Source organism: Noviherbaspirillum aridicola (genome assembly GCF_019656455.1).
Lineage (GTDB): Bacteria > Pseudomonadota > Gammaproteobacteria > Burkholderiales > Burkholderiaceae_D > Noviherbaspirillum > Noviherbaspirillum aridicola.
The window spans coordinates 139,244-153,958 of the sequence record NZ_BPMK01000005.1 but is presented as its reverse complement, the minus strand read 5'-3'; the positions used below and the strand labels follow the sequence as shown (position 1 = coordinate 153,958).

Annotated in this window: 18 protein-coding genes; 7 read left to right on the top strand and 11 right to left on the bottom strand. The window is 67.1% G+C overall.

Going from position 1 to position 14,715, the window contains the following annotated elements; translation table 11 throughout:
• Positions 1–8: 8 nt before the first annotated feature.
• Positions 9–437 (bottom strand): hypothetical protein, encoded by a 429-nt coding sequence (locus NCCP691_RS07070; RefSeq protein WP_220807556.1) that lies wholly within the window; start codon positions 435–437, stop codon positions 9–11.
• A 357-nt stretch (positions 438–794) separates the two neighbouring features.
• Here NCCP691_RS07070 and NCCP691_RS07065 point away from each other — a divergent pair, with 357 nt between their 5' ends.
• Entirely contained in the window at positions 795–1,124 is a 330-nt protein-coding gene (locus NCCP691_RS07065) for a YnfA family protein (RefSeq protein WP_220807555.1), read from the top strand.
• A 60-nt stretch (positions 1,125–1,184) separates the two neighbouring features.
• Complete coding sequence (locus NCCP691_RS07060) at positions 1,185–2,930, top strand: glutamine--tRNA ligase/YqeY domain fusion protein (protein ID WP_220807554.1); 1,746 nt, start codon at positions 1,185–1,187, stop codon at positions 2,928–2,930.
• Positions 2,931–2,983: 53 nt separating this feature from the next.
• Here the strand turns inward: NCCP691_RS07060 and NCCP691_RS07055 are convergent, their stop codons facing one another.
• The 4 genes from NCCP691_RS07055 to NCCP691_RS07040 form a co-directional block, all read right to left on the bottom strand.
• Entirely contained in the window at positions 2,984–3,778 is a 795-nt protein-coding gene (locus NCCP691_RS07055) for a DUF3014 domain-containing protein (RefSeq protein ID WP_220807553.1), read from the bottom strand.
• Between the two features lie 123 nt (positions 3,779–3,901).
• Positions 3,902–4,582, bottom strand: coding sequence for a UdgX family uracil-DNA binding protein (locus tag NCCP691_RS07050; protein WP_238482343.1), 681 nt, complete (start codon positions 4,580–4,582; stop codon positions 3,902–3,904).
• On the bottom strand, positions 4,554–4,880 hold the full coding sequence (locus NCCP691_RS07045) for a hypothetical protein (RefSeq protein WP_220807551.1): 327 nt from the start codon (positions 4,878–4,880) through the stop codon (positions 4,554–4,556). Before NCCP691_RS07045 ends, NCCP691_RS07050 begins: the two co-directional genes overlap by 29 nt.
• A gap of 77 nt (positions 4,881–4,957) precedes the next feature.
• Positions 4,958–5,476, bottom strand: a complete 519-nt coding sequence (locus tag NCCP691_RS07040) for a hypothetical protein (protein WP_220807550.1) — start codon at positions 5,474–5,476, stop codon at positions 4,958–4,960.
• Between the two features lie 217 nt (positions 5,477–5,693).
• Here NCCP691_RS07040 and NCCP691_RS07035 point away from each other — a divergent pair, with 217 nt between their 5' ends.
• From NCCP691_RS07035 to NCCP691_RS07025, 3 genes are all read left to right on the top strand, one after another.
• Positions 5,694–6,296: a hypothetical protein gene (locus tag NCCP691_RS07035; RefSeq protein WP_220807549.1), complete on the top strand. Its 603-nt coding sequence runs from the start codon at positions 5,694–5,696 to the stop codon at positions 6,294–6,296.
• Between the two features lie 85 nt (positions 6,297–6,381).
• Positions 6,382–6,726, top strand: a complete 345-nt coding sequence (locus NCCP691_RS07030; protein ID WP_220807548.1) for a HopJ type III effector protein — start codon at positions 6,382–6,384, stop codon at positions 6,724–6,726.
• A 93-nt stretch (positions 6,727–6,819) separates the two neighbouring features.
• Positions 6,820–7,611 carry an oxygen-binding di-iron domain-containing protein gene (locus NCCP691_RS07025; protein ID WP_220807547.1) on the top strand — a complete coding sequence of 264 codons (792 nt, stop codon included), beginning with the start codon at positions 6,820–6,822 and terminating at the stop codon, positions 7,609–7,611.
• A gap of 22 nt (positions 7,612–7,633) precedes the next feature.
• Here NCCP691_RS07025 and NCCP691_RS07020 read toward each other — a convergent pair whose 3' ends face one another.
• From NCCP691_RS07020 to NCCP691_RS07010, 3 genes are all read right to left on the bottom strand, one after another.
• Complete coding sequence (locus NCCP691_RS07020) at positions 7,634–8,152, bottom strand: hypothetical protein (protein ID WP_220807546.1); 519 nt, start codon at positions 8,150–8,152, stop codon at positions 7,634–7,636.
• A 1-nt stretch (position 8,153) separates the two neighbouring features.
• A complete protein-coding gene (locus NCCP691_RS07015) occupies positions 8,154–8,405 on the bottom strand; it encodes a hypothetical protein (protein WP_220807545.1) in 252 nt (83 codons plus the stop codon).
• Between the two features lie 183 nt (positions 8,406–8,588).
• Positions 8,589–9,308 (bottom strand): outer membrane protein, encoded by a 720-nt coding sequence (locus NCCP691_RS07010; protein WP_220807544.1) that lies wholly within the window; start codon positions 9,306–9,308, stop codon positions 8,589–8,591.
• A gap of 159 nt (positions 9,309–9,467) precedes the next feature.
• Between NCCP691_RS07010 and NCCP691_RS07005 the strand changes: the two genes are divergently transcribed.
• Positions 9,468–9,797, top strand: coding sequence for a thioredoxin family protein (locus NCCP691_RS07005; RefSeq protein ID WP_220807543.1), 330 nt, complete (start codon positions 9,468–9,470; stop codon positions 9,795–9,797).
• A gap of 16 nt (positions 9,798–9,813) precedes the next feature.
• Here NCCP691_RS07005 and NCCP691_RS07000 read toward each other — a convergent pair whose 3' ends face one another.
• Entirely contained in the window at positions 9,814–10,809 is a 996-nt protein-coding gene (locus NCCP691_RS07000; RefSeq protein ID WP_220807542.1) for a lysylphosphatidylglycerol synthase domain-containing protein, read from the bottom strand.
• Positions 10,806–12,035: a cardiolipin synthase ClsB gene (gene clsB / locus NCCP691_RS06995; RefSeq protein WP_220807541.1), complete on the bottom strand. Its 1,230-nt coding sequence runs from the start codon at positions 12,033–12,035 to the stop codon at positions 10,806–10,808. The genes NCCP691_RS07000 and clsB overlap by 4 nt, the downstream gene beginning before the upstream one ends.
• A gap of 273 nt (positions 12,036–12,308) precedes the next feature.
• Between clsB and NCCP691_RS06990 the strand changes: the two genes are divergently transcribed.
• Positions 12,309–14,180: a glycosyltransferase family 2 protein gene (locus NCCP691_RS06990; RefSeq protein ID WP_220807540.1), complete on the top strand. Its 1,872-nt coding sequence runs from the start codon at positions 12,309–12,311 to the stop codon at positions 14,178–14,180.
• Here the strand turns inward: NCCP691_RS06990 and NCCP691_RS06985 are convergent.
• Positions 14,177–14,686 carry a hemerythrin domain-containing protein gene (locus NCCP691_RS06985; protein ID WP_220807539.1) on the bottom strand — a complete coding sequence of 170 codons (510 nt, stop codon included), beginning with the start codon at positions 14,684–14,686 and terminating at the stop codon, positions 14,177–14,179. The genes NCCP691_RS06990 and NCCP691_RS06985 overlap by 4 nt on opposite strands.
• Between the last annotated feature and the right edge of the window lie 29 nt (positions 14,687–14,715).

Sequence of the window (14,715 nt, the reverse complement as noted above, 5' to 3'; positions counted from 1 at the left end):
CCGGCAGCTCAGAAGGCGACTGCCTGGTGGACGACCAGCGCGGCCAGCGGCACCGAGGCCATCACCACGCCGAGCGTCACCCGCGTGCCGCGGCAATAGCCGCGTCCCCTGCTCCAGCTCGCCAGCTTGACGCCGGCCGCGGCGTACAGGACGACGGCGGCGAGCAGCGCGGCCAGGCCCGCGCCCGGCCCCGACCGGGACAGATACAGCACCCCGAACAGCCCCACGGTCAGCACGGCCAGGAAGGCCAGCGTATACCACAGCACCGCGCGCAGCCAGGCCTGCGGCGCGGCGGCCGAGCCGGCGGCGGCGGCCAGCTCGGCGCGCCTGGCCAGCACGTCCCGCTGCAGCAGGAAGATCAGCAGGGGATCCACCTGGCTGTGCTGCAGCAGGCCGAGAGAGGCGGCTGCGGCGAGATCCTCGCGCCTGATTGTCATCGATCGCTCCTTTGACTTGTTCCGCGCGCGCCGGTCGGGGGTTGCCGCGTTGGCAGGAAGACCGGAAGGATGGCGCGCCTGACGATGCCGGTGGCTGAGGCATGCGGGCGGCCCGGGCTGCGGATGGTATGCAGGCCATCGATGCGAACGGCCTGGCTGGTTGGACACAGGCGTATTTAATCGATATTCATCCGCGCCGGACTAGATGTAGCTCAAGCGCGCCGCCCTCGCTGCATGCTCCTTGGCCCGCCTCAAGCCGGCGCCGGCGAAAAGCGTGCATGGACGTATCGGGACGGAAAAAAAACGGCGCGGCGGCCTTGCTATGATGCGGTCCTTACCTGTCCCGGAGAACGACCGATGCAAGCCGTGCAGACCGTCCTGCTGTTCACGCTGACCGCGGTGGCGGAAATCGTCGGCTGCTACCTGCCCTGGCTGTGGCTGAAGAAAGGCGGGTCGGCGTGGCTGCTGCTGCCGGCCGCCGCCAGCCTTGCCCTGTTCGCCTGGCTGCTGAGCCTGCACCCGAGCGCCGCCGGCCGCGTCTATGCGGCCTACGGCGGGGTCTATATCGGCGTCGCCCTGTGCTGGCTGTGGGCGGTCGACGGCATCCGCCCGACCGCCTGGGACGTCGTCGGCGCCCTGGTTTCCCTGGCGGGAATGGCAATCATCATGTTCGCGCCGCGTGCCTGAGCGGTACGGTAAAATGCCGCAAACCTTGCATCCGCACAGCATTCCCTGACAACTCCCCCGATGAGCAACGATTCCAAGAACCCTGGCGCCGACGCCGGCGCGTCGTCCAATTTCCTGCGCGGCCTGATCGAAGCCGACATCGCGTCCGGCAAGTACAGCCAGCGCACCGACCATCTCGGCCGCCCGCTGCCGGCGGTGGTGACCCGTTTTCCGCCCGAGCCGAACGGCTACCTGCACATCGGCCATGCCAAGGCGATCTGCATCGACTTCGGCCTGGCGCGCGACTTCGGCGGGCGCTGCCACATGCGCTTCGACGACACCAATCCGACCAAGGAAGAGCAGGAATACGTCGACACCATCCTCGACAGCGTGAAATGGCTCGGCTTCGACTGGAAGGACGAGAGCGGCGAACATCTCTACTTCGCCAGCGACTATTTCGACAAGTTCTATGAAATCGCCGAGTACCTGATCGGCGCCGGCCATGCCTATGTCGACAGCCAGAGCGCCGAAGACATGGCGAAGAACCGCGGCAGCTTCAGCGAGCCGGGCAGGAACTCGCCTTTCCGCGACCGCCCGGCGGCCGAGTCGCTCGACCTGTTCCGCCGCATGAAGGCGGGCGAGTTCCGGGATGGCGAGCACATCCTGCGCGCGAAGATCGACATGGCGTCGCCCAACATGAACATGCGCGATCCCGCGATCTACCGCATCCGTCATGCGCACCATCACCGCAGCGGCGACAAGTGGTGCATCTACCCGATGTACGACTATGCGCATCCGCTGGAAGACGCGATCGAAAACGTCTCGCACTCCTTCTGCACGCTGGAGTTCCAGGATCACCGGCCGTTCTACGACTGGGTGCTGGCGCGTGCGGCCGAGGGCGGCTTCTTCAGGCATCCGCTGCCGGAGCAGACCGAATTCGCGCGTCTGAACCTGACCTATGCGATCACCAGCAAGCGCAAGCTGCTGCAGCTGGTCGAGGAAAAGATCGTCGACGGCTGGGACGACCCGCGCATGCCCACCATCGTCGGCATCCGCCGCCGCGGCTTCACGCCGGAATCCATCCAGCTGTTCTGCGAGCGCGTCGGCGTGTCCAAGGCCGACAGCTGGATCGACATGAGCACGCTGGAAGGCGCGCTGCGCGACGACCTCGACCCCAGGGCGCCGCGCGCGGTCGCGGTGCTGCGCCCGCTCAAGCTCATCATCGACAACTTCCCCGAGAACCTGGTCGACGAATGCAGCGCCCCGGTGCATCCGCACCATCCGGAACGCGGCCAGCGCAGCTTCCCGATCACGCGCGAACTGTGGATCGAGGAAGAAGACTTCATGGAAACGCCGAGCAAGGGCTATTTCCGCCTCTTCCCCGGCAACAAGGTGCGCCTGCGCTACGGCTACGTGGTCGAGTGCACCGGCTGCGACAAGGACGCGGACGGCAAGGTCGTCGCGGTGCACTGCAACTACTTCCCCGACTCCAAGAGCGGCACCGAAGGCGCGAACAACTACAAGGTCAAGGGCACGATTCACTGGGTCAGCGCCACCCACGCGCTGGAAGCCGAGGTGCGCCTCTACGACCGCCTGTTCAGCGATCCGCATCCGGACGCCGGCGGCAAGGACTTCAAGCAGGCGCTCAACCCGAACGCCAAGGAAGTCATCACCGCCTACCTGGAACAGGGCATGCGCGCCGCGCAGCCGGACGACAAGTTCCAGTTCGAACGGCATGGCTACTTCGTCGCCGACCGCGTGGATCATGCGCCGGGCCGGCCGGTGTTCAACCGGGTGGTGACGCTGAAGGACAGCTGGACGAAGTAAGCGCGAAGGCGCCGTTCAGGCAGGTCAGGCCCGGGCATCGCGCCCGGGCCTTTTCATTTGCGCGGCGCCGGCTGCGGACCGTTCTTCGTCAGCTCGGTCCTGATCTCCCGCAGCTTCGCCTTCACCCGTTCCGCATTCGCATTCCCCATCCGGATCATCAGCTTGTGCCCGACCGACAGCGACTCCAGCTCCGGGTCGGCGAACTTGTAGAACACGTGCGGCTGCTCCAGTTCGGGCGCTTCGTCCAGCGACGGCGCCTTCAGCAGATGGTCGATCACCGTCACCAGCCTGTCGTTGAAATGCTGCTTCGGATAGCCCAGCTCGCGATAGGTCTGCTGGAACAGCGGGTAGAACTTCTGATAGGCGGCGGCGAAGGTGGCCGCGTCCACCGACTCCATCAGCTTCACATAGGGGCGATAGCGCTCGTAGTTGGCGTCGTCCAGGCGCAGGTCCTCGCCCTGCCCTTGCGTGCGCAGCCTGCCGGTGACCGGCTTGTGCGGCTGCAGCTGGCCGGACATGTTCTGCCGGGGCAGGTTATCGATGGTTACCACGATGCGGCGCGCGACTTCCTGCGGCTGCAGGAAGCGGCGCACGCCGTTGCCGAAGACTTCCGAGAGCGCGGCCAGCACCGGGCCGTCGCTCCTGGCCAGCGGCGGCAGGGGGGCGTCGGTTTCGGGCACCGGGTAGTGGGTCTCGGGCGGCGGCGCGGTCGCCGCGGGCGGCGGCGGCACGTCGGCGGGCGCCTCCGGCGGCGGGCGGTAGGTCGGTCCCTGGCGCCACACGTAGAAGACGGCGATGGCGACGCCAAGCAGGATCAGCAGCAGCAGCCAGCCGAGTACGCGTTTCATCTCGCTCTCCTCCGGTTGAGAGACGGCGTGGAGGCGCCCTCGCGGTCGCGGCGCCGTTTTCCGTTCACCATACGCCGAACCGCGAGCGATGAAAAGCGGTGCCGGAAGATGACCTGCTTTCGCTCAGTGCCCGGGCGCGGCGAGTCTGAGGTCGGCCACGAAACGGTCGTAGGCCGCGTGCCGCGCCTCGTCCGGCATGCGCAGCAGAAACGACGGATGAATGGTGATCAGCAGGCGGCCGTCCCCGGCGAAGGGCATGAACCGGCCGCGGTTGGCCTCCACCGGCGTGGCGCGGCCGAGCAGCGAGCGGGCGGCGGTGGCGCCGAGCGCGACGATGATCTCGGGACGCACGAGCGCGAGTTCGCGCGCGAGCCACTGGTGGCAGGCGCCGATCTCGCTGTCCACCGGCTTCTTGTGCAGGCGGCGCTTGCCGCGCATCTCGAACTTGAAGTGCTTGACCGCGTTGGTCACATACACCCCATTGCGGTCGATGCCGGCCGCTTCCAGCGCGCGGTCGAGCAGCTGGCCCGCCGGTCCGACGAAGGGATGGCCCTGCAGGTCTTCGCGGTCGCCGGGCTGCTCGCCCACCAGCATCACGCGCGCATGGTCCGGCCCCTCGCCGAAGACGGTCCGGGTGGCGTCGCGGTAGAGCGGGCAGGCCTGGCAGTGGGCGGCGGCGGCGCGCACCAGGCGCAGGTCGCCGTTCTGCGGCGCGACCAGCGGGGCCGCGGGGCGGCGGACCCGGGAGCCGGGCGCGGGCGGATCGACAGGCGTGTCAGCGCCGCGGCTGCGCGTGTTCGGCACGGTATTCCTGCGAACCCGCCATGTACTCCTGCCCGGACGCGATCTGCGCCGACTCGGGCAGCTGTTCATGGCTGCGCGCGCGCTCGAGCAGCAACTGCACGTTGCCGATCTTGCGTTCGACGGTGTCGGCGAGATTGCGCACCGTCAGCTGCTCCGGCAGCATGAACTCGCATGCCAGCGCGGCCTTCACCAGGGGATCGTCCATGCCGAGCATGCGCTCGCCGTGCGGCTCCGACCGCAGCCTGTCGCGCAGCTGATGCAGCCGGACGTCGAGTAGTTCAAGTTCGCTTACCTGCACGCTCGCCTCCTTGAAACGGTTATGCCGGTCAGACAGGGCGCCGGGGGGAACGTTTCTGTTCCCGCCGCGGGAAAGCATCAGAAGTACTTGCGCACCACCTCGTCGAAGGCTTCTTCCACCGACTTGCCCTGCTTCATCAGGCTGGTGATCTCTTCCGTGTGGCCGGTAATGCCGGGCGGCAGGGTCTGCCGGTTGTTCCGGTAGTACTCGTAGCGGGCGGTCGCGAACTGTTCTTCGAGCCGCGCCGCGCTGACGCGGGTGCCGCCGGCGCGCACCGCCTTGACGGCGCGTCCGCTCCCCGATGAGGCCGGGGCGAAGCCGGCGATGGCGGCCTTGACCTGGTCGGCGGTATAGACCCCCGTGGCATTGGCGCCGCTGAATTCATCGCCTTCGGTCTTGAGCAGCGTATGCCGGTTGTCGAAGGCGATCTTCTTGTCCTGGGGATTGATCACCTGGTAGCTCGGCTCGGCGCTGCCGCCCGCGAGCGAGAACTGCACGCGGTCGCCGTAGTCATTCATCTTCTCGAGCACGGCCCGGAGAAAATCGGCGGAGAGGTTTTCGAACTTGCCGTTCCAGCGTTTGCTTCTGGTAGTCAACGTCTTGTGCCTCACAAAGTTTGCAAACTGCAGCTTTCTACACCCTCGGGGAGGGAAATGAAAGACCCAGGGGCATTATCACCCGCGAAATTCGCACATGCTTTGATCGGCTACATCAGCAGGCGTGGAACTGGATCGCTCGCCATGCCACGTGGGCTGAACGATTTCGGCATTTGCGCGCCAAAGCGGGATCGATACCGAATCAACAGGAGGCAATATGTCGCAGCCGGACTCGCAAGCGATCAATCGCCTGGTCGGGGAATTCATGGATCTGCAGGAAGCCTGGGAGAACGACCCGAACGGCTTCGACTGGCGCAAGCTCGATGAGATCGTGCAGCAGGGCGCCCAGGCCTACAACGAGGGCAACGGCCCTTCCTTCCACTCGCTGGCGCTCGATGGCGTGCGGCACAGCATCTTCCACGAGCGCTTCCTGTCGGCCCTGATGGCCGCCGGCTTCGACCCGTTCAGGCTGGCGAGCGCCGGCAGCGACAGCGAGCCGATTCCCGTGATCGACCATGCAGTGCTGGCGGAGTCGGCCGAGACCAACGCGTCGTCCGCGCGCATGCGCGATGCGCTGATGGAGCGCGCCCGCAGCCTGTTCGAGCCGCTCGCGCAGGAAGCCGAGGCCGGACGCGATCCGCGCGCGCATCCGCTGTTCGCGCCGCTGCGCGCCTGCGCCGAGTCGGTCCCCGACGACCTCATGCACCGCATCGCGCCGGAGCTGGCCGGCGGCGGCGGCCGCTCGGTGCACGGCATGAAGGAAGGCTATCTGACGCAGGCCGAAGCCCAGATCGAGCACCAGCGGCGGCCGATGGGATGAGGCGCGGCGGGGGCTGACACCGGGGGGCGCATTCGGCTATGCTTGCGCACCCCGCGCCGCGCGGCGCGCTACCCGAGACCGACCGATGACCATCCAGGATTTTCTGCAGCGCCTGCGCACGGCGCCCGACACCATCAGCTTCAACGACTGCATCGCCGTGATCGACGCGCACTACGCGTTCACGCCGACCGCCTTCACCAACGGCAGCGCGCGCAACGAGGCCGGCCAGAACAACGGCTCGTGCAAGCTGCTGTCCTTCGCCCGCATGCAGGGCCTGTCCGAAGCCGAGACCCTCGCCTGCTTCGGCGACTACTACCGCAAGGATGTGCTCGGCCATCCGGACGGCAGCGACCATCAGAACATCCGCAACTTCATGCAGGGCGGCTGGCAAGGCGTGCGTTTCGAGGGCGAGGCGCTGCAGCCGAAATAACACGGTATTTTCCCGATATCGGTAAAGCGGCGTTTCTTGCTTTGCCGATACCCCGCCTGCAATTACAATGCCCCTCTTCCTTGCAGGTGTCCGATGTCCGCAGAACTTTTCAACAATGGCAGGCATGTCTGCCTGATGTTTTCCGATCTCGTCGAGGAAGCCGGCGGCGAATCGGTCCAGTCCAACCAGTTCCTGATCGTCCACGACGGCAACGGCATCCTGCTCGATCCGGGCGGGGTGCTCACCTACAACGAGCTGTTCGTGGCGATGAGCAAATACTTCCCGCCCAAGCAGCTGCGCTATGTGTTCGCGTCGCACGCGGATCCGGACATCATCGCCTCCCTGCCCCGCTGGCTGAACGCGTCCGACACGCGGCTGCTGATCTCCAAGATCTGGTCGCGCTTCGTTCCGCACTTCTGCCCGCAGGGGAAGACCGAGGGACGCATCATCGACGTGCCCGACGAGGGCACGCTGCTGCCGTTCGGCGACGTCACCTACCAGATCCTGCCCGCGCACTTCCTGCATTCGGAAGGCAACCTGCAGTTCTACGATCCGGTCAGCCGCATCCTGTTCTCGGGCGACATGGGCGCGTCGCTGATGCCCGCCTCGCTGGCGACGGCGCCGGTGGCCGACTTCGACAAGCACCTGCCGTACATGCGCGGCTTCCACAGCCGCTACATGGTGTCCAACAAGGTATGCCGCTACTGGGCCGAGATGGTGCGCGAACTCGATCCGGAGTGGATCGTGCCGCAGCACGGCGCGCCCTTCAGGGGCAGGGAGATGGTGGGCAAATTCCTCGACTGGATCGAGGCCCTGCCCTGCGGCGTGGACCTGATGACCAGGGGCGCCTATACGCCGCCGCGCGCGGTCACCGTCCAGCTGTGACCGCGTGGCCGGCGGCCGCCGCCTAGCCCATCCACATCGAGGCCGAGCGTCCGCCCTCTTCCGATATCGCCAGGTGCACATTGGCCTGGCGCAGGAAGCGCGGCTCGCTCTGCGGGTCCTGCAGGTGCAGCAGCTGCGCGGCCATCACGTCATAGACCGGCACGTCGCCGGCCGGATGGGCGCAGAGGCGGTGCTTGACGCGCCCGCTCGGATACAGCACATCGATATTGGCAAAGGTGCCCGGACGTATCCGGTAGCGGTTGCCGCTGGCGCCGCCGTTGACATGGAAATGGCCGAACTGGCGGAACTCCTGGCGCTGCTGGGCCGACAGCAGGCGCATCAGCAGGCTCAGGGAGCGGCGCTTGGCGCGCCGCTCGCGGTGGATATCCTCGAAACCGCCGAGCTCGCTGTTGCGGAAGGTTTCGAGGGCATGCTCCCTGACGCGCCGGTACAACCCCTGCATGCGTGCCGCGGACGGCGGGCGCGCCCCGGGCCCGCCGAGCCGCGCCAGCAGCCGACGGACGCTCTGCAGGAAGGACATGTCAGCCTCCGACCGTGCGCGGCACCATGACCACATCTTCCATGGTCGGGTCGAACTCCTTCACTGTCTGCTTGGCTTCGGTCTTGTTCCTGGAGCCGAAGGCCGAATAGCCTTCCTTGACCAGCGTGTCGAACGTCTGCCGCGCGACCGCGATCTCGTCCAGATTGTCCATCTTCCACTTCAGCTGCTTGTGACCCGAGGTATCCATAATGCTCATCTCGCCGACCAGCGATGCGGGCGCCTTGTCCATCATTGACTCCTTGCAAACGACTTGATTGAGCTCCCTGATCCTGCCGTGGCATGACTTGTTGTCGGCGGGGGGCATGCCGGGCTTGCAGCCGTGGCGCGCGCGCCGTCTCTTGTTCACATTCTCGACTCAAACAACGCGGGATAGGGCGCGTGCGGATGTGATCTATGTCAAGCAGCGGCGATTGCCTCAGAAGCTGTAGCTGACGCCCGCGACGGCGTGGTAGCTGCGCGGCGAGCCGTCCGCATCGCCGGGGACGGCATGCAGCGCATTGCCGCTGTTGAACTTGGCTTCGAAGAATGCGCCGGCGCGCTCGGTGAAGTGATAGCGGACCCCGCCCATCATGTGATAGCCGAGCGCGGAGCCTTCCTGCGCGGGCGGTCTCGCGAAGCCGGGCGTGGTGCCGTCGGAGTTGGACCGGTACCAGGCCAGGCCGAGTCCGACATACGGCTGCAGGCGGCCGACGGCAGGCCCGTCGCCATGCCACCGGTAGATGCCCGAGACGCTCAGTACATTGACGCCGTGCGGCTGATCGAAACGCTGGGTCACGCGGTCGAGCGGCGTGGCGCCGGGAGCGAGCGCGCCCTGCCACAGGCTGCGCTCGGCATCCTGGCTCCTGATCCCGTTGCCGCTGCCGTAGCGCGTGAAGTCCACGCCCACGCCCCAGTTCGGATGGCGTTCCGGATAGTGGCTGAAGCGCAGGCCATAGGAAGATGGCGGCGCCCCGTCCGTCATGTCGCGTGCGCCCGGCATGCTCAGGCCGATGGCGCCGTCGAGTCGCAGTTCTCCCGGGCGGTGATGGGGACTGGCCGACGACACGGAGAAGATGTTTTCGGCGGCGGCGCCGGCGGCCAGCGCATACAGACACACGGCCTGCACCACGGCGAGGCATTTTTTATTCTGGCCCATGAACGACATCCCCATGACGTATCACTTGTTCTTCTACAATAGAATCCCGCGCGGCCAAGCGCAAATTTTTTACAGCATTTCTTGCGCCGCCGCCGCGCGAGGAACCGCCACCCGCGCCGCCTGCTCTATTCACGAATACTCATCACTTGTTCATTTGCCATGCCGATGACCCGCGACTTCGCCGCCATCGAACCGGCGCGCACCGAGATCGACAGCCTTCCCGGCGCGACGGTGCTGGAGTTCGGCACGCCCTGGTGCGGCTTCTGCCTGGCGGCGCAGCCGCTGATCGCCGACGCCTTCGACACGCATCCCGCCGTCCGCCACATCAAGGTCGAGGACGGCAAGGGCCGCCCGCTCGGACGCTCCTTCCGCGTCACGCTGTGGCCGACCCTGGTCTTCCTGCGCGATGGCCGCGAACTGTCGCGGCTGGTCCGGCCCACGGATGCCGGCGCGATCCGCGAGGCGCTGGCCGCCATAGACGCCGGGTAGGCCACGGCCGGCACGCTCAGGTGGTGCCGGTGCCCCCTGCCCCTCCTGACTGCCGCGCGCGCCGGGCGCGCAGCTCCATGATCAGAAAGCCGAGCGCCGCCACCGCGAGCGGCGCCAGGTAGTAGATCGCGCGATAGGCGAGCAGGCCCGCGAGCAATTCATGCCGCGGCAGCTGATGACTCAGCAGCGTGACGAAGACGACTTCCAGCACGCCCAGTCCGGCCGGCACGTGCGTGATCACGCCGGCCACCGCCGCCACCAGCAGTACCGCGAGCACCGGCCCGAACGCGATCTTCTGGCCCAGCAGCAGCCAGACCGTGCCCGCGATCAGCAGCCAGTTGGCCGAGGAGATCAGCAACTGCAGCAGCGCCATCCTCAGCGAGGGCAGCTGTATGTCGTGCCCGCGCACATGCCACTCGCGGCGGCGGGAGAAGGCGCAGAGCAGCATGTAGGCGAGCGCGGCCGCCAGCAGCGCGACGCCGAGCAGACGCAGTCCGCCGGCATCGAGCTTCCAGCCGGGCGGCGGATCGGGCGGCGTCAGCGCGAACGCGAGACCGGCCAGCAGCAGGTAGCCGAGCCAGTTGGTGAGCATGCTCAGGCCGACGACCCGGGTCACCGTCGGCGCATCGAGGCCGAGCCGCGAGTAGAGGCGGTAGCGGAAGGCGACGCCGCCGACGAGCGCACCCATGTTCAGGTTGAACGCATAGCTGATGAAGGTTACCGCCATCACCTGCGGCGCCGCCAGGCGGTGCCCGGTCAGGCGGCGGCCGAACAGGTCGAAGCAGCTGTACAGCAGATAGCTCCCGGCGGCCAGCACCGCGGCGGGCCACAGCGACGAAGCCGGCCGCTTGCGCAGCGTTTCGAATACCTCGCCCCACTCCACCGCGCGTGCCTGGGTGAACAGCAGGTAGCCGACCACCGCGAAGAAGATGAGCGTCAGCGCCCGCTTGAGCCAGGGCCACCAGGAACGCGAGGTGATGCCGCCGCGCGGCGCGGAAGCGGCCCGGTTCACAGGCTGGCCTTTTCGTCGAGGCGGTCGCTGGCCTGCTGCTCCGCCTCCGGGCTCAGGAGGGCCAGGCGCGGCGCATGCGCGGGCAGGCGGCCCGCCCACGACGGATACTTGCGCAGCACATGGAACAGCACGAAGCTGCGCAGCTTGCGCCACCATTTCGGTTCGCGCAGATCGTGCGGGCGGATCTGCGTGCAGCTGTGCGCGATCAGGTTTTCCAGGTTGGCCGCCAGGGTGCGGTTGAAGTCGCGGTCGCGGATCATTACGTTGGCTTCCAGGTTGAGCGACAGGCTCAGCGGGTCGAGGTTGCTGGAACCGACGGTCGACCACTCGTCGTCCACCACCGCGACCTTGGCGTGCAGCGGACGCTCGCAGTATTCGTAGATGCGCACCCCGCCGTGCAGCAGGTGGTGGTAGAGCATCGCGGCCGCGGTCTGCACGATGGGCATGTCGGGATTGCCCTGCAGGATCAGGGAGACGTCCACGCCGCGCCGCGCGGCCTTGCGCAGCTCCCGCAGGAAGGCGTAGCCGGGGAAGAAATAGGCATTGGCGATGATCACGCGCCGGCGCGCCAGGCGTATCGCAAGGCGGTACTGGCGCTCGATGTCATTGCGGCGCTCGCGGTTGTCGCGCCAGACGAACAGCGCGTCCGCCCCGCCCGCCGGCGCAACCTGCGCGCGCGGCGGCGCCGGCGGGCGCCGCCGGTACCACGGCCTTGGCTTGCCTTCCTCGATCGCGCCGCGCATGAAGCGGTGCATGTCGGCCACCACCGGTCCCTCGGCCTCGACCGCGTAATCCTGCTTGGCCTCCGGACCGTAGTCGGCAAGGTGATCGGCGGAGTAATTGATGCCGCCGATGAAGGCGAGGCGGCCATCGATGACGACCAGCTTGCGATGCATGCGGCGGAAATAATTGAAGCGCCGAAACAGGCGCCGCGCGGGGTCGAACACATGCAGGCGCACGCCGGCCGAGGTCAGTGCGCCGACGAATTCCTCGGACAGGTCGGGCGAGCCGAAGGCATCGACGGTGACATCGATGCTCACCCCGCGCCGGGCGGCGACGAGCAGGACTTCGTGCAGCGCGCGTCCGACCTTGTCCTCGTAGAGGATGAAGGTCTCGATCATCACTTCATGGCGGGCTTGGGAGATCGCTTCGAATACGCGCGGAAAGAACTGCTCGCCGTTCTCCAGCAGGGTGAAGCGGTTGCCGCTGCTCCAGGCCTGGCTCATCGGCGCGTCCTCCGCCGCCGCGTCGCAGCGCGAACCCGCGCGCTGTTTCGGGTAGCACTCATCGGATCATCTTTCGGACGGGACAAGGGCAAGTATCGGCAATGCGGCGCGGGCCGGGTTGTAGTTCGTCAATCGCCGGGGCCGATGGTGTTGCCGCAAATGCCTGCCATGGCGGAAATGTCCGCCGCGCACAGGAAAGTGGCGGCATATCAAGACCGGCACCCCCTTGCAGGTCTTACCATCTCTGCATTTCCCTCGCAAAAAAGGAGCGCCATGTCGCCAGCCAGGACGCCTGCGGTCAGCGTGCTGATGCCCAGCTTCGAACAAGCCTCGTTCATCGCCCGTGCGCTCGACAGCCTGGCGGCACAGCGGATGGAGGACTGGGAAGCCATCATCGTGGACGACGGATCGCGCGACGATACCGCGGAGGTGGTGGCGCCTTGGCTGTCCGATCCGCGCATACGCTATCACCGGCTGCCCGAGAACAAGGGCCTCGGCCATGCGCTCAACGTGGCCATGGCGAAGGCGCGGGCGCCGCTGATCGCCTATCTTCCCAGCGACGACGTCTGGTATCGCGATCACCTGCGGGCGCTCGCGGATTGCCTCGACCGGCAGCCCGAAGCGGTGCTCGCCTTCTCCGGCATCCGCTACCGCTACAACCGGGAGACGCCGGGGCAGATCGACGGCTATCCGCTGCAGCTGGTGCAGTGCATGCACCGCCGCACCGGCCTGCGCTGGACCGAGCGCAAGGAACTGGAGAGCGACGACCTGGAGCGGCTGTACTGGTCGCGGCTGCGCGCGCAGGGGGCGTTTGCCGGCACCGGCAGCGTGAGCTGCGAATGGGTCGATCACCCGCAGCAGCGGCACAAGATCATGCGCGAGCCGGCCGGCGGCATCAATACCTTCCGCGCCCGCTATCGCGTCGCCCAGCCGCTGCGCTTCCACAGCACGGCCGGCCACCTGATCGACGAGGCCGCGCAGTACCGCGCGATGCGCGAGCGGCCCGACACGCCGCGCGCGGCGGACGGGCTGAAGATCCTGCTCGTCGGCGAACTCGCCTACAACGCCGACCGCGTGCTGGCGCTGGAAGAACAGGGACACAAGCTGTACGGACTGTGGATGCGCGAGCCGTACTGGTACAACACCGTCGGTCCGCTGCCTTTCGGCCATGTCGAGGACCTGCCGCGCGAGAACTGGCGCGAGGCGGTGCAGCGGCTGCAGCCGGACGTGATCTACGCGCTGCTGAACTGGCAGGCCGTCCCCTTCGCGCATGAAGTGCTGATGGCCACGCCGGGCATTCCCTTCGTCTGGCATTTCAAGGAGGGGCCGTTCATCTGTCTCGAAAAAGGCAGCTGGCCGCAGCTGATCGAGCTTTACCGCCATGCCGACGGACAGATCTTTTCAAGCCCGGAGATGCGGGACTGGTTCGACACCATCGTACCCGGTCTGTCGCGCGGCAAGCCGGTGCATGTGCTCGACGGCGACCTGCCCAAGCGTGACTGGTTCGAGCAGCCGCGCTCGCCGCTGCTGTCGGAGCGGGACGGCGAGATCCACACGGTGTCGCCCGGCCGCCCGATCGGTCTGCATCCGCACACGGTGGCGGCGCTGGCGGCGCACCGCATCCATCTGCATTTCTACGGCGAGTTCACCCACGGCCAGTGGAAGGAGTGGATAGAAAAGACCAGCCGGATGGCGCCCGGCTACCTGCATCTGCATGCGAATGTCGAGCAGGCCCGCTGGACGAGTGAGTTCTCGCAGTACGACGCCGGCTGGCTGCACAGCTTCGCCAGCATGAATGGCGGCGAGCTTCGCCGCGCCAACTGGGACGATCTCAACTACCCGGCGCGCATGAGCACGCTGGCCGCCGCCGGACTGCCGATGATCCAGCGCGACAATACCGGCGCGATCGTGGCGACGCAGACGCTGGCGCGGCAGATGGACATCAGCGTCTTCTTCGACGACATTCCCGACCTGGCCGCCAGGCTGCATGACCGCGCGGCGATGCAGGCGCTGCGGGAGCGGGTGTGGTCGCAGCGCGGCCACTTCACCTTCGACCGGCATGTCCCGCAGCTGGCCGCCTTCTTCCGCCGCGTGATCGAATCGGCGGCGCCGAACGCGGAGCGGCGGGCCAGCGCGGGCGGCTAGCGTCCCTGCCCCGGGCGATCGCTCGCGCGGGCGGCGGCGCTGACCATGCTCGCTTCATAGGCCTGCATCTGCACGCCGAGCGCGGTCATGTCGAGGCCCGCCTGCATCACCTTCGGGAACAGCTGCTGCTCCTCGCTCTGCACATGGTGCATCACCGCGTCGGACAGCTGGCGCATCAGCTGCTCGTACTGCGGATCGCCGACATCCATCCCCTTGAGCTGGTTCATCAGCTGCCGCGCTTCCTGGTGCTCATGCTCCGAGTGATCGACCAGCCCGGCGTCGACATCGTGCACGGCGGGATAGAAAACGGTCTCTTCCAGCTGGGCATGCATCTCGAGCAGCTCGATGATGCGCGGCCCCGCTTCCTGGCGCACGTTCATGTCCTGCGTATTGAGAAAGCGCTCGAACATCTGGCGCACGAAATTGTGATCCGCGATCAGTGCGTCGAGCGGCTTGTCGACCGGGAAGCCGGCTCCGCTGCGCTGCATGTGCAGTTGCTCATCCATTGCTCGTCTCCTTGAAGGACGTAGAAAAA

Excerpts from the sequence above, each read along its gene's own strand:
- NCCP691_RS07010 (WP_220807544.1), bottom strand. The coding sequence starts at position 9,308 with ATGGGCCAGAATAAAAAATGCCTCGCCGTGGTGCAGGCCGTGTGTCTG.
- NCCP691_RS07035 (WP_220807549.1), top strand. The coding sequence starts at position 5,694 with ATGTCGCAGCCGGACTCGCAAGCGATCAATCGCCTGGTCGGGGAATTC.
- NCCP691_RS07070 (WP_220807556.1), bottom strand. The coding sequence starts at position 437 with ATGACAATCAGGCGCGAGGATCTCGCCGCAGCCGCCTCTCTCGGCCTG.
- NCCP691_RS07005 (WP_220807543.1), top strand. The coding sequence starts at position 9,468 with ATGCCGATGACCCGCGACTTCGCCGCCATCGAACCGGCGCGCACCGAG.
- NCCP691_RS07025 (WP_220807547.1), top strand. The coding sequence starts at position 6,820 with ATGTCCGCAGAACTTTTCAACAATGGCAGGCATGTCTGCCTGATGTTT.
- NCCP691_RS07060 (WP_220807554.1), top strand. The coding sequence starts at position 1,185 with ATGAGCAACGATTCCAAGAACCCTGGCGCCGACGCCGGCGCGTCGTCC.
- NCCP691_RS06985 (WP_220807539.1), bottom strand. The coding sequence starts at position 14,686 with ATGGATGAGCAACTGCACATGCAGCGCAGCGGAGCCGGCTTCCCGGTC.
- NCCP691_RS07055 (WP_220807553.1), bottom strand. The coding sequence starts at position 3,778 with ATGAAACGCGTACTCGGCTGGCTGCTGCTGCTGATCCTGCTTGGCGTC.
- NCCP691_RS07065 (WP_220807555.1), top strand. The coding sequence starts at position 795 with ATGCAAGCCGTGCAGACCGTCCTGCTGTTCACGCTGACCGCGGTGGCG.
- NCCP691_RS06990 (WP_220807540.1), top strand. The coding sequence starts at position 12,309 with ATGTCGCCAGCCAGGACGCCTGCGGTCAGCGTGCTGATGCCCAGCTTC.
- NCCP691_RS07020 (WP_220807546.1), bottom strand. The coding sequence starts at position 8,152 with ATGTCCTTCCTGCAGAGCGTCCGTCGGCTGCTGGCGCGGCTCGGCGGG.
- NCCP691_RS07030 (WP_220807548.1), top strand. The coding sequence starts at position 6,382 with ATGACCATCCAGGATTTTCTGCAGCGCCTGCGCACGGCGCCCGACACC.
- clsB (WP_220807541.1), bottom strand. The coding sequence starts at position 12,035 with ATGAGCCAGGCCTGGAGCAGCGGCAACCGCTTCACCCTGCTGGAGAAC.
- NCCP691_RS07015 (WP_220807545.1), bottom strand. The coding sequence starts at position 8,405 with ATGATGGACAAGGCGCCCGCATCGCTGGTCGGCGAGATGAGCATTATG.